Origin of the sequence: Microbacterium sp. MAH-37 (genome assembly GCF_009758255.1) — a bacterium.
Classification (GTDB): domain Bacteria; phylum Actinomycetota; class Actinomycetes; order Actinomycetales; family Microbacteriaceae; genus Microbacterium.
In genome coordinates this window covers 277,200-294,152 of record NZ_WSEN01000008.1, presented here as the reverse complement: position 1 = coordinate 294,152, position 16,953 = coordinate 277,200, and the positions used below count along the sequence as shown (strand labels likewise).

Here is a 16,953-nt window from a genome sequence, read left to right as displayed (position 1 = left end):
AGGACTGGACAGCACCGGTCGCGCCGTGGTCGCATCGTGCCATGGAGATCCTGATCCTCGGCGGCACAGCCTTCCTCGGCCGCGCGATCGCAAACGAGGCGATCGCTCGTCAGCACACGGTCACCTGCCTCGCGCGCGGTACCTCGCCGGCGCCCGCTGGCGTGACCTTCGTCGTCGCCGACCGCGATGAGGAGGGCGGCCTGGCCGAGGTTACCGGTCGGCGATGGGATGCCGTCATCGATGTGTCGCGTCAACCCGGCCAGGTGCGCCGTGCCGTTCGGGACCTCGACACGCGGCACTGGGTCTTCGTGTCGACCGGAAACGTCTATGCCGCGTTCGACCGGCCCGAGCAGTCCGAGGATGCCGCGCTGCTCGACCCTCTCGACGGTGACGTGATGGAGTCGATGGAGGACTACGGACCGGCGAAAGTGGCCTGCGAGCGCGCGGTCTCGGTGGCCGCGTCCTCGTCGACGATCGCCCGTTGCGGACTCATCGGCGGACCGGGCGATGCGTCCGGCCGCACCGGCTACTGGCCGTGGCGCTTCGCGTCTCCCACCGGTGACGACGTCATCGTGCCGGACGACCTGGACTTCCCCGTCGCGCTGATCGACGTCCGCGATCTGGCGAGCTGGCTGGTCACCGCCGCCGAGCAGCGGATCGACGGCGTGTTCAATGCGACCGGTCCGAAGACCTCGCTGGGTGAGGTTCTCGAGACGTCGAGGCAGGTGGCGCACAGCGAGGCGGCGCTGCGGCCGGTGCCGCTCGATCGGATGGCGGATCTCGGCATCGCGGAATGGATGGGTCCGAAGTCGATGCCGTTGTGGATCGCCGACCAGGAGTGGCGCTGGTTCGCGACCATGGACACGAGCCGCGCCCGTGCTGCCGGACTGGTGACGCGCCCGCTCGCCGACACTCTCGCGGACACGCTCGACTTTGAGCGCACTCGAGACGTTCCGCGGCAGGCCGGCCTCACCGACGAAGAGGAACGCGAGGTGCGAATCGCGCTCGACGCTGAGCGGTGAGCGGCTCACCGGTTCCAGCGGTGCAGCTTCTCCGGATTGCACACGACCCAGACGCTCGACAGGAGACCCGATCGACCTTCTGCCGTCAGCACGCCGACCACCCGCTGTTCACGGATCAACGTGAGCCCGGGGATGCCGTTGACCGAGGCGTCAGCGAAATCCGTGTCCGGCGCCATCAGGGCGAGCAGTTCGGATGCGGCATCGGGCCTGCCGATGACGGGGCTCGAGGGCGTCGGCAGATGGCCGCCGCTGTCGATGATCACGACGACATCCGCGCGGAGCAGACCGCGGGTCGCGCCGTGGTCTTGCGCCGACAGCGCCGCGGCGAGCGCCGCCAGCGTGTCGCCGTCGGCGGCGTCATGGCGTCGTCGGCGCAGCCACGTCGGGTAGTGCTTCCGGGTCATGTGCCGACCGGGTTGAGCCGAAGGAGCTTCTGCGGGCTCATGACCCACAGAAGCTGGAGGATGCCAGCGCTCGACGTCGTCACGGTCACCATGGTGGTGACCTTCCCGTGCTCGCGGAGAGTCGCGGCCGGCTGGCCGTTGACCTGCACCCACTCGATCGTCTTGCCGATCCAGAAATGGTGCGCGAACGCCGCGACGAACTTCGCCACCCGGCTGCGGCCGATGACGGGAATGCGCGCCGCGAGCTTCGCCCCGTCGCCGTCGGTGTAGCTGACGACGTCGGCGGCGAACAGCGCCTCGAGCTCCTGCGCATCGCCCTTCTGGGCGGCGGCGAGGAAGGCCTCCAGGAGGCGTCGCTGCGCGACGGAGTCCACCGAAGTCGTGCGTGGCGCCGACAGATGCGCCCGTGCCCGGCTCACCAGCTGTCTCGCGTTGACGACGCTGCTGGAGATCACCTCCGCGATCCTCGGGTAGGGATAGTCGAACGCCTCTCGCAGGATGTATGCGGCGCGCTCCGTCGGGGTCAGCTTCTCCAGCGTCAGCAGGATCGCGAACTGCAGCGCTTCCGCCCGCTCGGCGCCGAGCGCCGGATCGTCCTCCGTGTTGACAGGCTCCGGAAGCCACGGGCCGATGTAGGTCTCCCTGCGCGAATGCGCGGACTGCAGGAAGTTGATCGCCAGCCTCGTCGTGATCGTCGTGAGGAACGCCACCGGCTCCTGAACCTGCGTCCGGTCCGTGTTCTGCCAGCGGATCCAGGTCTCCTGGAGGATGTCCTCCGCATCGGCCACCGTGCTCAGCATCCGATATGCGATGCCGAAGAGGTGCCGCCGGTGCTCATCGAAGACCGCCAGGGCATCGTCGAGATCCGTGACCGTGTCCGTCGAGAGATCAGCGTCCATCGCTCCATCCATTCCCATGGCTTACCACGTTCCGGCGAACTCGCGGCGGCTCGGATCACGCGCGGTTCGCCCTCACAACCACTGACCGGGGAGCGTCTCGGTCTGTGACACCGTCGCAGCGATCGCCCAGGGTCTGTCACAGACGACGAGGGTGCGTTGTCACCTCTGTGCGCACGGAATCCCGTGGCATCCAGCGAGTACTCGAAGGAGAGAGATGAAGATCACGGTCATCGGAGGAACGGGGCTGATCGGCACGAAGCTCGTCCGTCAGTTGCGAACGGAAGGCCACGACGTCCTGGCCGCTGCGCGCGCCACGGGCGTCAACTCCTACACGGGCGAAGGACTGCAGGAGGCGCTGGAGGGCGCGGAGGTCGTGGTCGATGTCTCCAACTCGTCGTACACCGACGAAGCAGCAGCGCAGGAGTTCTTCTACGTCTCCACGATCAACCTGCTCAGCTACGGCGAAGCCGCCGGCGTGAAGCACCACGTCGCGCTCTCGGTCGTGGGCACGGACCGCCTCGCCCAGGCAGCGGGCGGATACTTCGCGGCCAAGCAGCAGCAGGAACAGCTCCTCAAGGCGTCGCGGCGACCTTACTCGATCGTGCACGCGACCCAGTTCTTCGAGTTCATCCGCATCATCACCGACCGTGCCGTTCATGACGGAGCCGTGCGTCTCGCCGACGTGCTCGTGCAGCCGATGGCCGCAGACGACGTCGCCGACGCTGTCGCGCAGGTCGCGCTCGGAGAGCCGCTGTACGGCACCGTCGAGTACGCCGGTCCGGAGGTGTTCAGCCTCGAGGATCTCGCGACGATCGATCTCCGATCCCGCAAGGACGACCGCGAGGTCACCCCCGACCCGCTCGGAACATATTTCGGTGCGCGTCTCGCGAGTCGCGACCTTCTCCCCGAGGCGACCGCCACGATCGCGCAGACCAGGTATCACGACTGGCGCGTCCGGAGGGCTGCCGTCACACCGGCGTCCTCCGCCCGGTCATGACTGGTGGACGCCATCTCGGCATCCTCCAGAGAGAAAGGCATGTCATGGCAAAGATCGTCGTCATCGGAGGCACCGGCCTCATCGGCTCGAAGGTCGTCGCGAAGCTCACCGAGCACGGCCACGAGGCCGTCGCGGCGTCGCCGAACACCGGCGTCAACACGCTCACCGGCGAGGGGCTCGCGGAGGTTCTCGAAGGTGCCTCGACCGTCGTCGACGTCTCCAACTCGCCGTCGTTCGCACCGGCCGACGTCCTCGAGTTCTTCACGACCTCGACCCGGAATCTCATCGCCGCGGAGCGCTCTGCCGGTGTCACCCACCACGTCGCGCTCACGATCGTCGGCACCGATCGCCCCCAGAACATCCCCTACTTCGCGGCGAAGGTCGCGCAGGAGGAGCTGATCCGGGACTCCGGCATTCCTTACTCGCTCGTCCACGCGACGCAGTTCTTCGAGTTCGTCGGCAGCATCGCCGACATCTCGACCGAGGACGGCACGGTCACCCTGCCCGGCGCGCTCATCCAGCCGATCGCCGCAGAGGATGTCGCGACCGCCGTGGCCCGTGCCGCGGCGGGCGCGCCCACCGGTGACATCGAGATCGCCGGTCCCGAAGCCTTCGGAATGGACGAGTTCGCGCGTCGGGCCCTCTCGTTCCGAGGTGACCCGAGGGTCGTCGTGCGCGACGACAGCGCGCCCTATTACGGTGCGCAGATCGAGGAGCGCACGCTCATCCCCGTCGAGGGCGCGCAGATCTTCGGGACGACCCTGGCGGAGTGGCTTCCGCTGAACCCGCCGCGCCACTGATCGGGGTCGTCGGCCCGAGAGATCGCCGAACGTCAGAAGCCGCCTCCGCTTTCGCGGAGGCGGCTTCTGCGCACCATCACCCCACCGGCACCGGGTGCTGCCGAGGCACACCGCCCATCAGCTCGCGCAACTCGTCGGCCGGCAGGTTCGCGCCGAAGGCGGGGTTCCCCGGCTGCAGCACGGCGCCAGCCGCGAGTGGACCGGCGAGCACCGGATCGAAGCCGAGCGCGTCGACGAAGGCGGCCACGTCGGCGACATCCGCCTCGTCATCGCCGGCGATCGCGATCGCCTTGCGCCCTGCGGCATCCGCCGGCCGTGCCTCCTGGTCGAGGTCGTGATACCCCATGTGGTTCAGCGCCTTCACGACGCGCGCGCCGGCGAGGAACTCCTGCACGATCTCGCTGGTCGAGGTGCGCGGATCGCTGAGATCGTCGCGGATGCCGTCGGTCTCCCACCAGTAGTTCATGGTGTCGATGACCAGCTTGCCAACGAGCAGGTCGGCGGGCACGTTCTGGTGCTTGCCGAGCGGAAGCGCGAGCACGACCACGTCGGCCTCGCGGACGACCTCGTCGGCGTGCACGGCGGTCGCGCCGGGCACGAGCACCTCGATCGTCAGCGCGATCCGCTCCGGGTCACGGGATCCCGCGATCAGCACGCGGTACCCGGCGGCGACGGCCAACCGCGCGAGCACGGTGCCGACCTTGCCGGCGCCGAGGATGCCGACGGTGCGGATGCTGTTCTCAGACATGTACGGCCTTTCCGTCCTTGGTGATCTGGGCGACCGGACGACGGGTGAGATACCAGTCTCCGGGGTCCTCGGTGAGGAGTTCCTTCACACGTGGCGCCACCCTCTCGCCGAACAGCCGGATGCTGCTCTCGCGCACCTCACGGGGAAGGTGGCGCAGGTCGTACTTCAGGTCGAAGCGCGACAGGTGGTTCGCCCGCGCGGCCGCCGCGATCTTCTGCGCGACCGTCTCGGGGGATCCGACGTACAGGGCGCCGTGCTCGATCTCCTCGGCGTACCGCTCCGGCGTCGGCGGGTAGAAGCCGCGCTCCTTGCTGATCTCGGTCACGACGGGCTGCCAGTGCTTCCAGTGCACGTTCTTCGCCTCGTCGTCGGTCTCGGCGATCAGGCCGAGGGAGTGCTGGGCGATCGGGAGCTCCTGGTGGCCGAACTTCGCAAGGGCCCGCAGGTAGAGCTCCACGTGCCCGGCGAAGCGCTCCGGCCGCCCGCCGATGATCGCCATCATCAGGGGGAGCCCGTGCCGGGCGGCGCGGACGACCGAGTCGGGGCTGCCGCCGATGCCGATCCACGCCGGCACGCCCTCCGGCATCCGCGGGTGCAGGCGCACGTCGTCGAGTGCCGAGCGGTACTTGCCAGACCACGTGACGCGGTCCTCATGCATGAGCCGCAGGAACAGGTCGAGCTTCTCCTCGAAGATCTCCTCGTACTCGGCGATGTCGTAGCCGAACAGCGGGAACGATTCGATCGCCGAGGCCCGACCGAGCACGAGGTGGGTGCGCCCCTGGGACAGGGCGTCGACCGTCGCGAACTCCTGATAGAGCCGCACCGGATCCTGCGTGGAGAGCACGGTCACCGAGGTGCCGAGGCCGATCGTCGAGGTCACCTGAGCGGCGGCCGCGAGCACGACCGGCGTCGCCGAATCGACCTGATCCTCCTTGTAGTGCTCGCCGACGCTGAACACGTCCAGCCCCACCGATTCGGCCAGTTGCGCCTCCTCGACCAGCAGGCGCACGGCCTCGGCGTCGGTCTGCACCCGACCGCCGTCCGTCGCCACGTCGCCGAACGAGTTCAGCCCGAACTCGAATCCTGACGCCTCGGTGGTCATCGCCTCACGACCTTCCCTCGGCCGGAGCATCCGGCCCATCAGAGGGATGCAACGCTATGGTTGACGTGTCAATTCCCGTTCGGAATCGAGGTGGAGGGATGCCGCAGAAGATGCGCCGGACCATGCCCACGGCAGAGCAGCTGCGGGTGTGGCGGGACTACGTCGAGACCTCTGAGGCGCTGCGTGCGCGGCTGGGCGGTCGGATGCTGACCGAGTCAGCGCTGTCGTCGGGGGACTACCGGGTGCTGCTCGCCCTGACCGAGGCACCGGGGTTCACGCTGCGCTCGTCCGAGCTCGCATCGATGATCGGCTGGGAGCGCAGCCGGCTCTCGCATCATCTCGGCCGGATGGAGAAGCGCGGCCTGATCACGCGCAAACCCTGTGCGGACGCCGCGCACGGCGTCGATGTTCTGGCGACCGATACCGGGCGCGACGCGTTCCGCGCGGGATCCGTCCCGCATCTGCGTGCGGTGCGTGAGCTGTTCATCGACGCGCTGAGCGCTGAGCAGCTGGAGCAGCTGGACGGGATCTCGGCGGCTCTGCGCCGGCACCTCGAGGTCTGAGGGCGGTCGTATCCTGAGGCGATGGCGACCATCGCTGATGTGCGCGCTCTGGGCTCGACGCTGGAGCGGTCATACGAGGTGCTCGTGCGCGGCCGCGTGAAGTTCCGGGTCGGGCAACTCGTCTACGTGGCGTTCTCGGCGGACCAGTTGACGATGGAGTTCGGGTTTCCGAAGGAGATGCGGGAGGGCCTGGTCGGCGGGCAGCCCGAGAAGTTCTCGATGCCGTCGCCCTCGGACATGCGATTCCACTGGGTGCGGGCCGACCTCGCGGCGCTCGATCCGGCAGAGGCGAGGGAGTTCGTCGTGGATGCCTGGCGCATGGTCGTGCCGCAGAAGCTGTCCCGCGCGTACGACCTCGCGCATCCGGGTGGGCCCGGCTGACAGGTGCCTACTCGCGCGCCGCCCGCGCGGCTGCGAGCTGCCGCTGCCAGTTGTCGGGCACGCGGTCGGCCGGCCCCGGCGTCGGCTGCTCCACCGGATGCTCCTGCGGCGGGGCCAGCTCGCCGCCGGCGACGATGCGCGCGCCGACGTAGTCCCAGAACCAGTCCTCGCCGGGCTCGAAGCTGCGGATCCAGCGGTGTCCGGTCGCCTCGAAGTGCACGGTCGCGTGCTGACCGAGCGAGTCGTCGCAGCATCCGACGTGGCCGCACTGCACGCACCGCCGCAGATGGAACCACCAGCTGCCGGTCGCCTCGCAGTCCTGGCAGCCGTCGCCGGACGGGCCGGGTGCTGCGTCGAGGATGCTCTGCGGAATCGAAGCGTCGTCGCTCATGCCGCGACTCTACGCGCCCGCGATCGTCCGTGGCGGGGTCACGCCGTGATCGCGAGCGTCCGTCCGTCGATGGCGTGTGCGAGCGGCTCGCCGGCGCTCAGGCGCATCAGCTCGTCGCGCACCGAGCGCGCGAGACGTCCGAGCTCCCTGCCCATCGAGCCGGCGATGTGCGGCGTGATGAGCGCGTGATCGGACGCGAACAGCGGGTCGTCGGCGTCGAGCACCTCCGGCGTCGTGACGTCGAGGATCGCGGTGATCTCCCCGGCGATCACCCGCTCCGTGAGCGCCGCCTGATCGATGATCTCTCCGCGCGCCGTGTTGAGCAGCGCCGTGCCGGGGCGCATGAGCCCGATTCCCCGACGATCGATGAGGCCGATCGTCGATGACAGCGACGGGGCGTGCACCGAGACGACATCGCTCGTGGCGAGCAGCTCGTCGAGGCTCACGCTCCGCACCCCGAGCGCGGCGGCATCCGCATCCGTGAGGAACGGATCGTAGACGACGACCTCGAGCTCGTACGTGCGCAGCATCCCGATCACCAGCCGGCCGATCTTGGATGCCCCGACGATGCCGATACGGTTGCCGTAGTTCCCGATCCGCGGGAACACTGCCTCGACATCGAAGGCCTCGCGAACGGCGCGATAGTGCGCGGCGATCGGCAGCGCCCGCTTGCCCGCCAGCACGATCATCGCGACCGCATACTCGGCGACGGGCACGGCGTTGGCCGCCGCGGCCGAACTCACCTGCACCCCGTGCTCGAGCACTTCGGGATCGACGTACGCCTTGACGGACCCGGCAGAGTGCAGCACGGCGCGTAGCCCCGGTGCGGCATCCAGCACCCGGAGATCTACGAACGGCGCGCCCCAGCCGGTCACGATCACATCGGTCTTCGCCAGCACTGCCCGTGCCTGTGCCGAGGCGAACTCGGTGAGGATGCCGCAGATCTCGGCGACCTGCCCGATCTCGGACATCCGTGCCGGAGGGAAGACCCGCTCGAGCGAGACCGCGGACATCGCGAACGCGACGTTCAGGCGTTCCGTCACTTGACGCTCCCCGCCGACAGACCCGCCCGCCAGAAGCGCTGCAGGAAGATGAAGGCGATCAGCAGCGGCAGCACGGACAGGAAGGAGCCCGCGATCACCAGAGTGGCGAACTCGGGGTTCTGCGGAGCCTGGGACTGCCACAGGAAGATGCCCACGCTGGTGGGGAACAGGTCGCGGTTCTGCAGCATGATCAACGGCAGCATGAAGTTGTTCCAGATGCCGACGAACTGGAACAGAGCGATGGTGACGAAGCCCGGCGTCAGCATCGGCAGCGAGACCTTCAGGAAGGTGCGGATCGGGCCCGCGCCGTCGACGCGCGCCGCCTCCAGGACCTCGCCGGGGAGGTACCCGGCGCTGAAGATCCGCGCGAGGTAGACGCTGAACGGATTGCACAGGCACGGGATGATCACCGCCCAGATCGTGTTCGTGATCCCCGACGCCGCCGCGAGCAGGTAGAGCGGGATGACGGTCGCGGTGTTCGGGATCAGCACCCCGATCAGCACGGCGCCGTAGAGCGCGCGCTTGCCTCGGAACTGGAACTTGTCGAACGCGTATCCGGCCATCACCGAGATGAGTCCGCCGACGACGGCGCCGACCCCGGCGTACAGGATGCTGTTGAACAGCCAGCGCAGGAAGATGCCGTCGTCGGTGGAGATCAGCCGGCCCAGGTTCTCGAGGAACGCGCCGCCGAACGCGAACGCGTTGCCGTCGTACAGTCCGGAGGTCGTCTTCGAGACGGCGAACACCAGCCACAGCAGCGGCAGGATCATGTACGCCGAACCGACGATCAGCAGGCCGTTGACGGCGATGAGCCCGGACGGGCGGGATGCCGCATCACGGCGACCGCGACGCGGGGGAGCAGCGGGCGTGATCGGCGGGGCCGGCCGAGCCGGCCGGTCGAGGACGGCGGTCATCAGTGACTCTCCTTCGAGGTGAACCGGGTGACGAACCAGGACAGGACGGCGGCGAGCAGCGCGAGGATGATCGAGGCCGCCGCGGCCTGAGGCAGGTTGTTGCGGACGAAGGCCGCCTCATAGGCCCACATGTTGGGCACCCACGTGCTCGTGACGTTCGTGGTCACCGACGACAGGATCTTCGGCTCGGTGAACAGCTGCAGCGAGCCGATCACGGTGAACAGCAGAGCCACGCTGATCGCGGGCCACACGAGCGGCGTCTTGATCGACAGGGCGGTGCGGATCTCTCCGGCGCCGTCGACGCGGGCGGCTTCGAGCACCTCGCGCGGGACGGCCTGCAGAGCGGTGAACAGGATGACGACGTTGTATCCGGTCCACTCCCAGACCGAGATGTTGACCGTCGACGGCAGCACGAGATGGACGGACAGGAAGTCGATCGAGATGCCGCCGGAGGCGAGCACGTTCACGATGGGGCTGACACCCGGCGTGTAGAGGTACGCCCAGATCAGGGCCGCGATGACGCCGGGGACGGCGTGCGGCAGGAACAGGAAGAGCTGGAACATCCGGCGAAGCCGCGCGGCCGCGGCATCCAGCAGCAGAGCCAGGATGAGCGCCGACAGCAGCAGCACCGGCAAGTAGATGAGGCAGTACAGCGCGAGCCGCGCGAACCCCTGCACGAACGCCTCGTCGGAGAGGACGTCGATGTAGTTGCCGAGCCCGGCGAACTCGGTGGTCGTGCCACCGAAACCGAGTCCGCTCCGGCGCTCGACGAACAGGCTCATCCCGATCGCGTACGCGATCGGCGCGATCATCGTGATCGCGAACAGGGCGAGGAACGGGGTCAGGAACAGGGCTGCCGTGCGTCCGCCGGTACCCGGCAGAGATCTTCTGAGTGTGCGTCGCGACTCGCGCGTCGTGAGTGTCATATCGGGTCCTTCGAAGAGGTGCGCTGCGGGGCGGGACGCACGGCCCCGCCCCGCAGCTCGGGTGCTACTCGGCGATGTCCAGTCCGAGCTGCTCCAGCCCGGTGACGGTTCCCGTCTGCGTCTTGGTGACCGACTCGGGGATGGTCGGCTCGCCCGTGACGGCTTCCTTCAGAGCGGTCTCGGTGACCGCATAGCTCGGCCCCCAGGCCCAGGGGCGCAGCCCCGCGTACGCCTCGTCGAAGACTTCGTAGATGTCGTTCGCGTAGTAGTCGGTCGGAGCGACGGCCTTGGCCGCGTCGTTCAGTCCGGGGTAGGCCAGGTACGTCGTGCCGACCGCGCCGCGAGCCGTGACGGATTCCTCGGACGTGGTCAGCCACTCCAGGAACACGGCGGCGGCTTCGGGGTTCTTGCTCGTCTTCGGGATGGCGAAGCTGGTGCCGCCGTTCAGCGAACCGCTCCGCTTGCCGTCCTTCGTCGGCGGAACCGCCGCGATCCACTTGCCCTGCTGGTTCGCCGTCTCGGTGCGGCTCTTCAGCGACGACGCGCCCCACGATCCGCCCAGCCAGCCGACGACGACGTCCTTCTGCAGGTCCGAGACCCACTCATCGTTGAAGCCGGGCTGCTTCTTCACCAGGTCCTCGTCGATCAGACGCTGCCAGAACTCCGCCGTCGCCATAGTGGCGTCGTCGTCGATCGTGACCTTCCACTTGTCGTCTTTCGCCTGGAACCAGGTGGCTCCTGCCTGCCACGCCATCGGGGCCAGCTGCGGCTCAGCGGTGAAGTAGCTCGTCAGGTATGCGTTCGGGTTCCATTTCTTGACTGCGCGGGCCGCGGTCTCGAACTCGTCCCAGGTCTTCGGAACGGCGGTCACGCCGGCCGCATCCAGCACGTCCTGGCGGTACCACATGATCATCGGCGGCGCGTCGTACGGCATCGCGTAGGTGTCGCCGCCGAGGTGCACGAGCGATTGGATGTTCTTCGGGTACTCGTCGAACGTCTTCGCGGGGATGAGGCCGTCCAGCGGCTTCAGCTGACCGGATGCCGCGAAGTCGGTGAGGCGGTTGTACTCGATGCCGACCACGTCGGGCCCGGTGCCGGAACCGATCGCGGCGGCCAGCTTCGTGTAGCCGCCCGACGCGGCCTGGGGGATCTCCTCGAAGTTGACGGTGATGTCGGGGTGGCTCTCGTTGAACGCGGCGGCCACGTCGGCCATCCCGCTCAGCGACGACCAGAACGTGATCTCTCCCTTGGCCTTCTCGGAGCTCGTGGGGGCGGAGTCGGGTGAGGTGGCGGAGGAGCAGCCGGCCAGCAGCGCGCCCGAGGCGAGCAGTGCCGTGGCGGCGATGAGGGTGCGGCGCAAAGACATGAAGAGGTTCTCCTTTGAATCGGGGACCTTGCGGTTCCCTCATCCTGGAGGTGCCTCGCGATGTCGCAAAGGTGAGCGCCTGTTATCTAACAGAACCTAACATTCAGCGCAGCGTGGACTCGCGCACGTACAGCGTGGGGAGCAGTGTCATCCGCACCACCGTGTGCGGCGTCCCCGGCTGCTGCCGCAGCCTGTCGAAGCACAGCCGGAGCGCGGCGTGCCCGAGCTCGTGCTTCGGTGGAGCGACGGCCGTCAGCGCCACGGCGGCGAACGCGGCGACATCGTCGTCGTAGGCGATCACCGCGAAGTCCTCGGGGATCCGCAGTCCGCGCTCGAGCACGAGCTCGGTGAAGGCCATCGCGTCGGCGTCGCCCAGCAGGATCGCGGCGGTGATCCCGGCCTGCAGGCACTCGTCGAGCAGGGCCTCGAGCTCGCTCAGCACGACCCCGTCGCCGAGCGGCGGGTCCGGCAGCCTGCGCTGCAGCCGCTGCTCGTCGGTGGCGCCGATCGCACTCATGGCGCGGTCGTACCCGGCGATCAGGCCGCTCGTCGTCGCCGCGTTGCGAGCCGCGAGCGCGATGCCGTGGTGGCCGTTCTCGACGAGGTGCTTGACCGCGACCTCCGCGCCGTACGCGTGATCGGAGCGCACCCACTCCAGGCGTCCGGCGACGGCGTCGTCGACGGAGCGCTCCACGATCACGACCGGGATGCGGGCATCCTCGAGCAGCTCCTGCAGGGCGCTCGCCTGGCGAATGCTGTCGTGCGGTGTGATCATCAGCGCGTCGACTCCGGCGGCGATGAGGCGCTTCGCCTGCCGCTGCTCCTCCTCGGGGGAGTAGTTCGTGGCGCCGACGACGAGTCGACAGTTCAGCTCGCGCGCCGCCTGACTCGCGCCCCGGATCACCTCCGGGTAGTAGTAGCGGGTGTTCGGCACGATCATGCCGATCGTGGCGACGGGGCGCGTCATCGTCCGTCCGCCGCCCAGGTCGGCGGACTGCTGCTGCGCGACGGCGGGCGAGATCGCGCCGCCGTGTACGCGGGCGACCAGACCCCGTTCCTCGAGAGCGACGAGATCGCGCCACAGCGTCATCGTCGTCACGCCCAGGCGCGCGGCGAACGACGAGGTCAGGAGCGAGCCGCGCAGCTCGAGCTCGCGCAGGATCGCATCGTGGCGGGCGGCGGCGTGCATGGCATCTCCGTACGGATAACAATTTCTAACATGAAGTCGTCCGGTTCATTCATAGCAGACCCGTCAACCGCTGACCAGGCGCGCAGACGAGGGTCCCGCGGCATGCGCCGCGGGACCCTCGTCATCCGGCTGCTCGGGCAGCGACCGTCATGGGCTGCTGACCAGTGCCCCGTTCGTGATCGTCAGCTTCGTCACCTCCTGGCAGCTCGCGGGGATGTCCCGCTGCGCCGCGTTCGTGCTGTCGTAGGTCACGCGCCACGAGAAGTCGCCGCTCGCCGACTGCGCGGGGGCGTTCCCGGTCGACACCGTCTGGGGTGAGACCCCGTTCACCGGCACGGTCTGGCTCCAGGCCGCAGCGCCGGAGCAGGTGGCGTTGGCGAAGAACTCGAACAGCACGCTGCCGGTCAGGTTGCCGCCCGCCGGAGCGCTCACCGTTGCGGAGTCCTTCGGCACCCAGGTCTGCGCGGTGCCGATCGAGGACGCCACGGTATTGACCACGACGTTCTCCTTCACATCCGTGCAGTCGCCGTTGTGCGACGTGCCGAGCGTGTTCGCGGAACCCGACGTGTACACCGCACCCCAGTGGTAGGTGCCGGGGGTCGTCGGCGTGAACTCCGGGCTGTCGTAGGTGCCGTCGCCACTCACCGTCACCTTCGGCGAGGTGTAGGCGACCGCGCCGCACGCGCTGGCGCTCGGCCCGTACAGGGTGAACACGATCCCGCCGTTGTCCTTCGCCCCGGCCGCACCCGTCAGGTTGATCACCGGGTCGGCGGGCATCGTGGCCGTGCCGCTCAGCGTCGCCGAGTCCTTCACCGTGTTGCCCAGGAACACATCGTCACTGGCATCCGTGCTCAACACCGGCTTCACGGGCTTGACCGTGAAGCACTCCGAGGCGCGCGAATCCGAGGACGACGGTATGCCGAGCGTGGGAGCACCGCTGTACTCCGCCCGCCAGCAGTAGTCGCCGGCCGAGGTCACATAGGCGACGGGCGACGCCAGCGTCACCGGATACGAGGTGCCGGTCACGTTCGTCGAGCCGACCGCCGTGCCGCCGGTGCCGCACAGGCCACCGCCGGTCACCTTGCAGAGGAAGAACTTCACCGTTCCCGTCGGCGTCGGCGCTCCGCCGGAGACGTCGATGACAGCCGAGTCCCGCACGCCCACGACGCCGGTCCCGATCGAGAAGTCCGACGTGATCAGGGCGCCCGTGCCGGTCTGCGGCGTGGTGACCGTGGACGACTGGCAGTTCTTGAGCTCCGGCGCCGGGGCTAGCACAGTGTCCTTGTAGTCGGCGGTGTCGGAGTTGCCGGTGACCGTGCTGGGGATCACGTTCGCCAGCACGAGGCACTGCGGTGTGCCGTCGGACAGGATCGCCGTCAGGTCCACGGCCGCTTCGCCGCGGAAGTTCGCGGAGCCGTACGCGGCATCCGACTCGCTCTTGTCCAGCAGCGTCGGCGCGCCGAGGGTCAGATGGTCGTCATCGGGGCCGGTCCAGGTGCGCAGGTACAGGTCGGTGCTGCCGCCCTGCTGATCCCACAGGATCATGAAGTCCCCGACCGTGCGGTTCGCCCACGGATTGCAGTCGGCGATCAGCGCATCCTGGGTCGCGGTGGCGTACGCGCAGGCATCCGGAGCCTTCTTGTGCATGAACTCGAAGGCGATGAAGCCGCTGCCGTTGTTGGAATCGCGCTCCCACGCGAAGTACAGCCAGTCGTGCTGCGTCGTCGCATCCTTCTTCGTGTCGATCCACGCGCGGCGCAGGTCGACCTGCGCGTTCGGGTTCGTCAGTCCGAGGGTCGGCACGGCGTCGTCGTGGATCACGCCGATCTTGGTGGTGCTGGAGTTCAGGGGACCCAGCTCCTTGACGTTGCCGGTCAGGTCCGGCAGCTCGAGGGCACCGGCATCGGCCACTGTCCCGTCGATCGAGAACGGGCCGTCCGCGGCATTCGCTGCGACCGCTCCGCCCAGTGTGAGGGCTGCCACCAGACAGCCGGTGAGACCTGCGGCGAGAACGCGCCGCCGCGTGCGTATGGACATGGGTCCATCCCCTTTCCCAGCATGATGATGCGGCTTACACTAGAAATGTCGTGGGGGCGCGACCATCGGGTAAGTGCGCATCAGGGGCTGGGGAAACCCCCTAAGGTGATCGTCTCTCCACAGCCCGACGCGATGGGACCCTGGGGATGGACGATGCGTACGCGCTGCTGGTCGCGGGCGATCATGTGAGCGATGGCTATGTGCGCCTGCTCGCGCGCCTCGGGCTGCCGGTGCGGGTGTATCCGGATGCCGCGGATGCCACGGCAGATCTGCCGCCGCACCCGCCGGCCGTGGCGATCCTCGAGGTCGAGGACGGCGGCTGCGGGCTGCTCCGCGAACTGCGGGATCGCTTCGGGCCGGACATGCCGGCCGTGCTGGTCTCGGCGGAGCGCACCACCCCGGCGGATGTCGTCGCCGGGCTGCTGATCGGTGCGGACGACTACGCGGCCGAGGCCATGGACGCGGACGAGTTCCTGGCTCGGGTCCGCCGCCTGATCGATCGCACCAGGCGCACCCGCAACGCGACGACGGATCTGCGCCCGCTTTCACTGCTCACGCATCGGGAGCGCGAGGTCCTCGCGCTCACCACCGAGGGACTCTCGCAGAAGCAGGTGGCTGCCGAACTGGGCATCAGCATCAAGACGGTCGGCGCGCACATGCAGAGCCTGCTGGTGAAGCTCGGCGTGCACTCCCGCATCGAGGCGGTCGCGCTCGCGGTCAGGGCCTCCGCGGATGCCTGAGCGTCAGTCGGCGACCGGCCGGCTCACCCCGAGCAGCAGCGCCGGCAGGGTCTGCCGCACGAACGGTGAACCGGGGAACGACTTCTCATCGCCGCCCGACATGATCCACGACTCGAAGGAGCGCTCGTAGGTCAGGATGACCACACGCACGCCGAGCGCGGGCTGCCATTCGAACTCGCGGCCGATCTGCGAGAACAACAGCTCGAAGGCGTCAAGCAGGGCGGGCAGGAAGGCGCGCTCCGACTCGATGACGTCCTCGCTGCGCGCCCCGGTGGATGCTGCCAGCTGACGTTCCCGCAGGCGGATCGTGAGCGAGCTCCAGTCCAGCGGTCGCGCCTCGGCGAGGGCGACGGACAGGGCGAGCACGAGGTCCTCGCCGTCGTGCGCACGCGGGTCGAACGACTCCGCAGCCGAGCGCACGCGCTGCGCGCACTCCTCGATGAGCTCCAGGTCCACGGCGTGCAGCAGGGCGCTGTCCGTGGGGAAGAGTGTGCGGAAGGCGCCGTCGGAGAGCCCGGCCTGGGTGCGCAGCTCGGTGGTGAGCTCGGCCAGCGACCCGTCCCAGGTCGGCAGCAGGATGCGCGCGAGCGTGACCACTCGCGCTCGGCTCGCGCGGCGCGTCGACTCCACACGGGGGTTCACATCGGCAGGCATCCCGGCATCCGTCCTTCTCTTATCGGCCGACTTCTCGACTGATCTTCTCAACCGGCGAGCAGCTTCTGCTTCGCCAGGTCGAACTGCTCGTCGGTCAGGTCGCCGGCGCGGTGCAGGCGCGCCAGCTGATCGAGCTGAGCGGCCAGGCTCCCGCCGTCGGCGACCGTGATCCGAACGCCGCCGCGGGCGGCCTGGATCAGCGTCCACCCGTCGGGGAACCGCCACAGGTGGACGGTCTCGCCCGGCTGCGGCGCCTCGAAAGGTGCGAACGAGGTGCCGGTCGCGAGCCGGTTCACGACGATCTCGCCGTTCGCGTCGGCGACGGATGCCACGTAGTCCGCGACTCCGCCCGAGTCGGTCTGCGAGAGCTTCGTGCTGACGATCCGGCCGACCGTGGCGGTCGCGTTCCCGCGGGCTGCGGCGTATCCCTTGCGGAACCGGTCGTTCGCGGGCTTGCCTGAGAGCGAGCGGAAGAAGGCCGCCCACAGCGGGCCGAGGAACACCCAGGGGAAGATCGTCCAGATCGGGTTCCAGAACCAGGGGAAGAAGCCGTCGTGGTCCCAGGCGTTCACGGTCACGAGCCACACGCCGGCGACGGTGATCGCGATGATCAGCGCGGTCTTGAGGAGCATCTTGGGCACCGACGTGCTGCGGCCCACCCAGGCGGACGCGCTCTGCGGCAGCCGGTCGGCGGATTCGCCCTGCCCGACCACGCGCAGCACGGCCCGCGGATCAGCGCGTCGCTTCGCCTCGAAGACGGAATCCGGCAGTGCCACG

Annotated in this window: 19 protein-coding genes; 6 read left to right on the top strand and 13 right to left on the bottom strand. The window is 68.8% G+C overall.

The genetic code is table 11. The features are described 5' to 3' along the window. Positions 1 to 41: 41 nt before the first annotated feature. Positions 42 to 1,022: an NAD-dependent epimerase/dehydratase family protein gene (locus GON06_RS11775; RefSeq protein ID WP_157312482.1), complete on the top strand. Its 981-nt coding sequence runs from the start codon at positions 42 to 44 to the stop codon at positions 1,020 to 1,022. Between the two features lie 5 nt (positions 1,023 to 1,027). Here GON06_RS11775 and GON06_RS11770 read toward each other — a convergent pair whose 3' ends face one another. Together GON06_RS11770 and GON06_RS11765 are read right to left on the bottom strand one after the other, a co-directional pair. After that, positions 1,028 to 1,426, bottom strand: coding sequence for a hypothetical protein (locus GON06_RS11770; protein WP_157312481.1), 399 nt, complete (start codon positions 1,424 to 1,426; stop codon positions 1,028 to 1,030). Continuing rightward, positions 1,423 to 2,325, bottom strand: coding sequence for an RNA polymerase sigma-70 factor (locus GON06_RS11765; RefSeq protein ID WP_157312480.1), 903 nt, complete (start codon positions 2,323 to 2,325; stop codon positions 1,423 to 1,425). Before GON06_RS11765 ends, GON06_RS11770 begins: the two co-directional genes overlap by 4 nt. A gap of 214 nt (positions 2,326 to 2,539) precedes the next feature. Here GON06_RS11765 and GON06_RS11760 point away from each other — a divergent pair, with 214 nt between their 5' ends. After that, positions 2,540 to 3,322, top strand: a complete 783-nt coding sequence (locus GON06_RS11760; RefSeq protein WP_157312479.1) for an SDR family oxidoreductase — start codon at positions 2,540 to 2,542, stop codon at positions 3,320 to 3,322. A 44-nt stretch (positions 3,323 to 3,366) separates the two neighbouring features. Further along, positions 3,367 to 4,122: an SDR family oxidoreductase gene (locus GON06_RS11755; protein WP_157312478.1), complete on the top strand. Its 756-nt coding sequence runs from the start codon at positions 3,367 to 3,369 to the stop codon at positions 4,120 to 4,122. Positions 4,123 to 4,198: 76 nt separating this feature from the next. Here the strand turns inward: GON06_RS11755 and GON06_RS11750 are convergent, their stop codons facing one another. Then, positions 4,199 to 4,870 carry an NADPH-dependent F420 reductase gene (locus GON06_RS11750; RefSeq protein WP_157312477.1) on the bottom strand — a complete coding sequence of 224 codons (672 nt, stop codon included), beginning with the start codon at positions 4,868 to 4,870 and terminating at the stop codon, positions 4,199 to 4,201. After that, positions 4,863 to 5,972 (bottom strand): LLM class flavin-dependent oxidoreductase, encoded by a 1,110-nt coding sequence (locus tag GON06_RS11745; RefSeq protein WP_157312476.1) that lies wholly within the window; start codon positions 5,970 to 5,972, stop codon positions 4,863 to 4,865. Before GON06_RS11745 ends, GON06_RS11750 begins: the two co-directional genes overlap by 8 nt. A 98-nt stretch (positions 5,973 to 6,070) precedes the next feature. Here GON06_RS11745 and GON06_RS11740 point away from each other — a divergent pair, with 98 nt between their 5' ends. Then, positions 6,071 to 6,535, top strand: a complete 465-nt coding sequence (locus GON06_RS11740) for a MarR family winged helix-turn-helix transcriptional regulator (protein ID WP_157312475.1) — start codon at positions 6,071 to 6,073, stop codon at positions 6,533 to 6,535. Between the two features lie 21 nt (positions 6,536 to 6,556). Beyond that, positions 6,557 to 6,916, top strand: a complete 360-nt coding sequence (locus GON06_RS11735; RefSeq protein ID WP_157312474.1) for an MmcQ/YjbR family DNA-binding protein — start codon at positions 6,557 to 6,559, stop codon at positions 6,914 to 6,916. A gap of 7 nt (positions 6,917 to 6,923) precedes the next feature. Here GON06_RS11735 and GON06_RS11730 read toward each other — a convergent pair whose 3' ends face one another. From GON06_RS11730 to GON06_RS11700, 7 genes are all read right to left on the bottom strand, one after another. Next, on the bottom strand, positions 6,924 to 7,307 hold the full coding sequence (locus tag GON06_RS11730; protein WP_157312473.1) for a UBP-type zinc finger domain-containing protein: 384 nt from the start codon (positions 7,305 to 7,307) through the stop codon (positions 6,924 to 6,926). Between the two features lie 38 nt (positions 7,308 to 7,345). Further along, complete coding sequence (locus GON06_RS11725; protein ID WP_332837454.1) at positions 7,346 to 8,350, bottom strand: hydroxyacid dehydrogenase; 1,005 nt, start codon at positions 8,348 to 8,350, stop codon at positions 7,346 to 7,348. Then, a complete protein-coding gene (locus tag GON06_RS11720) occupies positions 8,347 to 9,264 on the bottom strand; it encodes a carbohydrate ABC transporter permease (RefSeq protein WP_157312472.1) in 918 nt (305 codons plus the stop codon). Before GON06_RS11720 ends, GON06_RS11725 begins: the two co-directional genes overlap by 4 nt. Next, on the bottom strand, positions 9,264 to 10,190 hold the full coding sequence (locus GON06_RS11715; protein ID WP_157312471.1) for a carbohydrate ABC transporter permease: 927 nt from the start codon (positions 10,188 to 10,190) through the stop codon (positions 9,264 to 9,266). Before GON06_RS11715 ends, GON06_RS11720 begins: the two co-directional genes overlap by 1 nt. A gap of 64 nt (positions 10,191 to 10,254) precedes the next feature. Beyond that, positions 10,255 to 11,556 carry an ABC transporter substrate-binding protein gene (locus GON06_RS11710; protein ID WP_157312470.1) on the bottom strand — a complete coding sequence of 434 codons (1,302 nt, stop codon included), beginning with the start codon at positions 11,554 to 11,556 and terminating at the stop codon, positions 10,255 to 10,257. A 103-nt stretch (positions 11,557 to 11,659) separates the two neighbouring features. Continuing rightward, entirely contained in the window at positions 11,660 to 12,745 is a 1,086-nt protein-coding gene (locus GON06_RS11705) for a substrate-binding domain-containing protein (protein WP_157312469.1), read from the bottom strand. Positions 12,746 to 12,892: 147 nt separating this feature from the next. Next, complete coding sequence (locus tag GON06_RS11700; RefSeq protein WP_157312468.1) at positions 12,893 to 14,782, bottom strand: hemagglutinin; 1,890 nt, start codon at positions 14,780 to 14,782, stop codon at positions 12,893 to 12,895. A 146-nt stretch (positions 14,783 to 14,928) separates the two neighbouring features. On the opposite strand from GON06_RS11700, the gene GON06_RS11695 reads away from it, so the two are divergent. After that, a complete protein-coding gene (locus GON06_RS11695) occupies positions 14,929 to 15,522 on the top strand; it encodes a response regulator transcription factor (protein WP_157312467.1) in 594 nt (197 codons plus the stop codon). A 3-nt stretch (positions 15,523 to 15,525) separates the two neighbouring features. On the opposite strand, the gene GON06_RS11690 is transcribed toward GON06_RS11695, so the two are convergent. Continuing rightward, complete coding sequence (locus tag GON06_RS11690; protein ID WP_157312466.1) at positions 15,526 to 16,176, bottom strand: hypothetical protein; 651 nt, start codon at positions 16,174 to 16,176, stop codon at positions 15,526 to 15,528. A gap of 47 nt (positions 16,177 to 16,223) precedes the next feature. Further along, positions 16,224 to 16,952 (bottom strand): SHOCT domain-containing protein, encoded by a 729-nt coding sequence (locus tag GON06_RS11685; protein WP_157312465.1) that lies wholly within the window; start codon positions 16,950 to 16,952, stop codon positions 16,224 to 16,226. Position 16,953 lies beyond the last annotated feature (1 nt).

Excerpts from the sequence above, each read along its gene's own strand:
- GON06_RS11700 (WP_157312468.1), bottom strand. The coding sequence starts at position 14,782 with ATGTCCATACGCACGCGGCGGCGCGTTCTCGCCGCAGGTCTCACCGGC.
- GON06_RS11765 (WP_157312480.1), bottom strand. The coding sequence starts at position 2,325 with ATGGACGCTGATCTCTCGACGGACACGGTCACGGATCTCGACGATGCC.
- GON06_RS11750 (WP_157312477.1), bottom strand. The coding sequence starts at position 4,870 with ATGTCTGAGAACAGCATCCGCACCGTCGGCATCCTCGGCGCCGGCAAG.
- GON06_RS11720 (WP_157312472.1), bottom strand. The coding sequence starts at position 9,264 with ATGACCGCCGTCCTCGACCGGCCGGCTCGGCCGGCCCCGCCGATCACG.
- GON06_RS11730 (WP_157312473.1), bottom strand. The coding sequence starts at position 7,307 with ATGAGCGACGACGCTTCGATTCCGCAGAGCATCCTCGACGCAGCACCC.
- GON06_RS11705 (WP_157312469.1), bottom strand. The coding sequence starts at position 12,745 with ATGCACGCCGCCGCCCGCCACGATGCGATCCTGCGCGAGCTCGAGCTG.
- GON06_RS11760 (WP_157312479.1), top strand. The coding sequence starts at position 2,540 with ATGAAGATCACGGTCATCGGAGGAACGGGGCTGATCGGCACGAAGCTC.
- GON06_RS11745 (WP_157312476.1), bottom strand. The coding sequence starts at position 5,972 with ATGACCACCGAGGCGTCAGGATTCGAGTTCGGGCTGAACTCGTTCGGC.
- GON06_RS11710 (WP_157312470.1), bottom strand. The coding sequence starts at position 11,556 with ATGTCTTTGCGCCGCACCCTCATCGCCGCCACGGCACTGCTCGCCTCG.
- GON06_RS11715 (WP_157312471.1), bottom strand. The coding sequence starts at position 10,190 with ATGACACTCACGACGCGCGAGTCGCGACGCACACTCAGAAGATCTCTG.
- GON06_RS11735 (WP_157312474.1), top strand. The coding sequence starts at position 6,557 with ATGGCGACCATCGCTGATGTGCGCGCTCTGGGCTCGACGCTGGAGCGG.
- GON06_RS11770 (WP_157312481.1), bottom strand. The coding sequence starts at position 1,426 with ATGACCCGGAAGCACTACCCGACGTGGCTGCGCCGACGACGCCATGAC.
- GON06_RS11690 (WP_157312466.1), bottom strand. The coding sequence starts at position 16,176 with ATGCCTGCCGATGTGAACCCCCGTGTGGAGTCGACGCGCCGCGCGAGC.
- GON06_RS11695 (WP_157312467.1), top strand. The coding sequence starts at position 14,929 with ATGGACGATGCGTACGCGCTGCTGGTCGCGGGCGATCATGTGAGCGAT.
- GON06_RS11775 (WP_157312482.1), top strand. The coding sequence starts at position 42 with ATGGAGATCCTGATCCTCGGCGGCACAGCCTTCCTCGGCCGCGCGATC.
- GON06_RS11740 (WP_157312475.1), top strand. The coding sequence starts at position 6,071 with ATGCCGCAGAAGATGCGCCGGACCATGCCCACGGCAGAGCAGCTGCGG.
- GON06_RS11755 (WP_157312478.1), top strand. The coding sequence starts at position 3,367 with ATGGCAAAGATCGTCGTCATCGGAGGCACCGGCCTCATCGGCTCGAAG.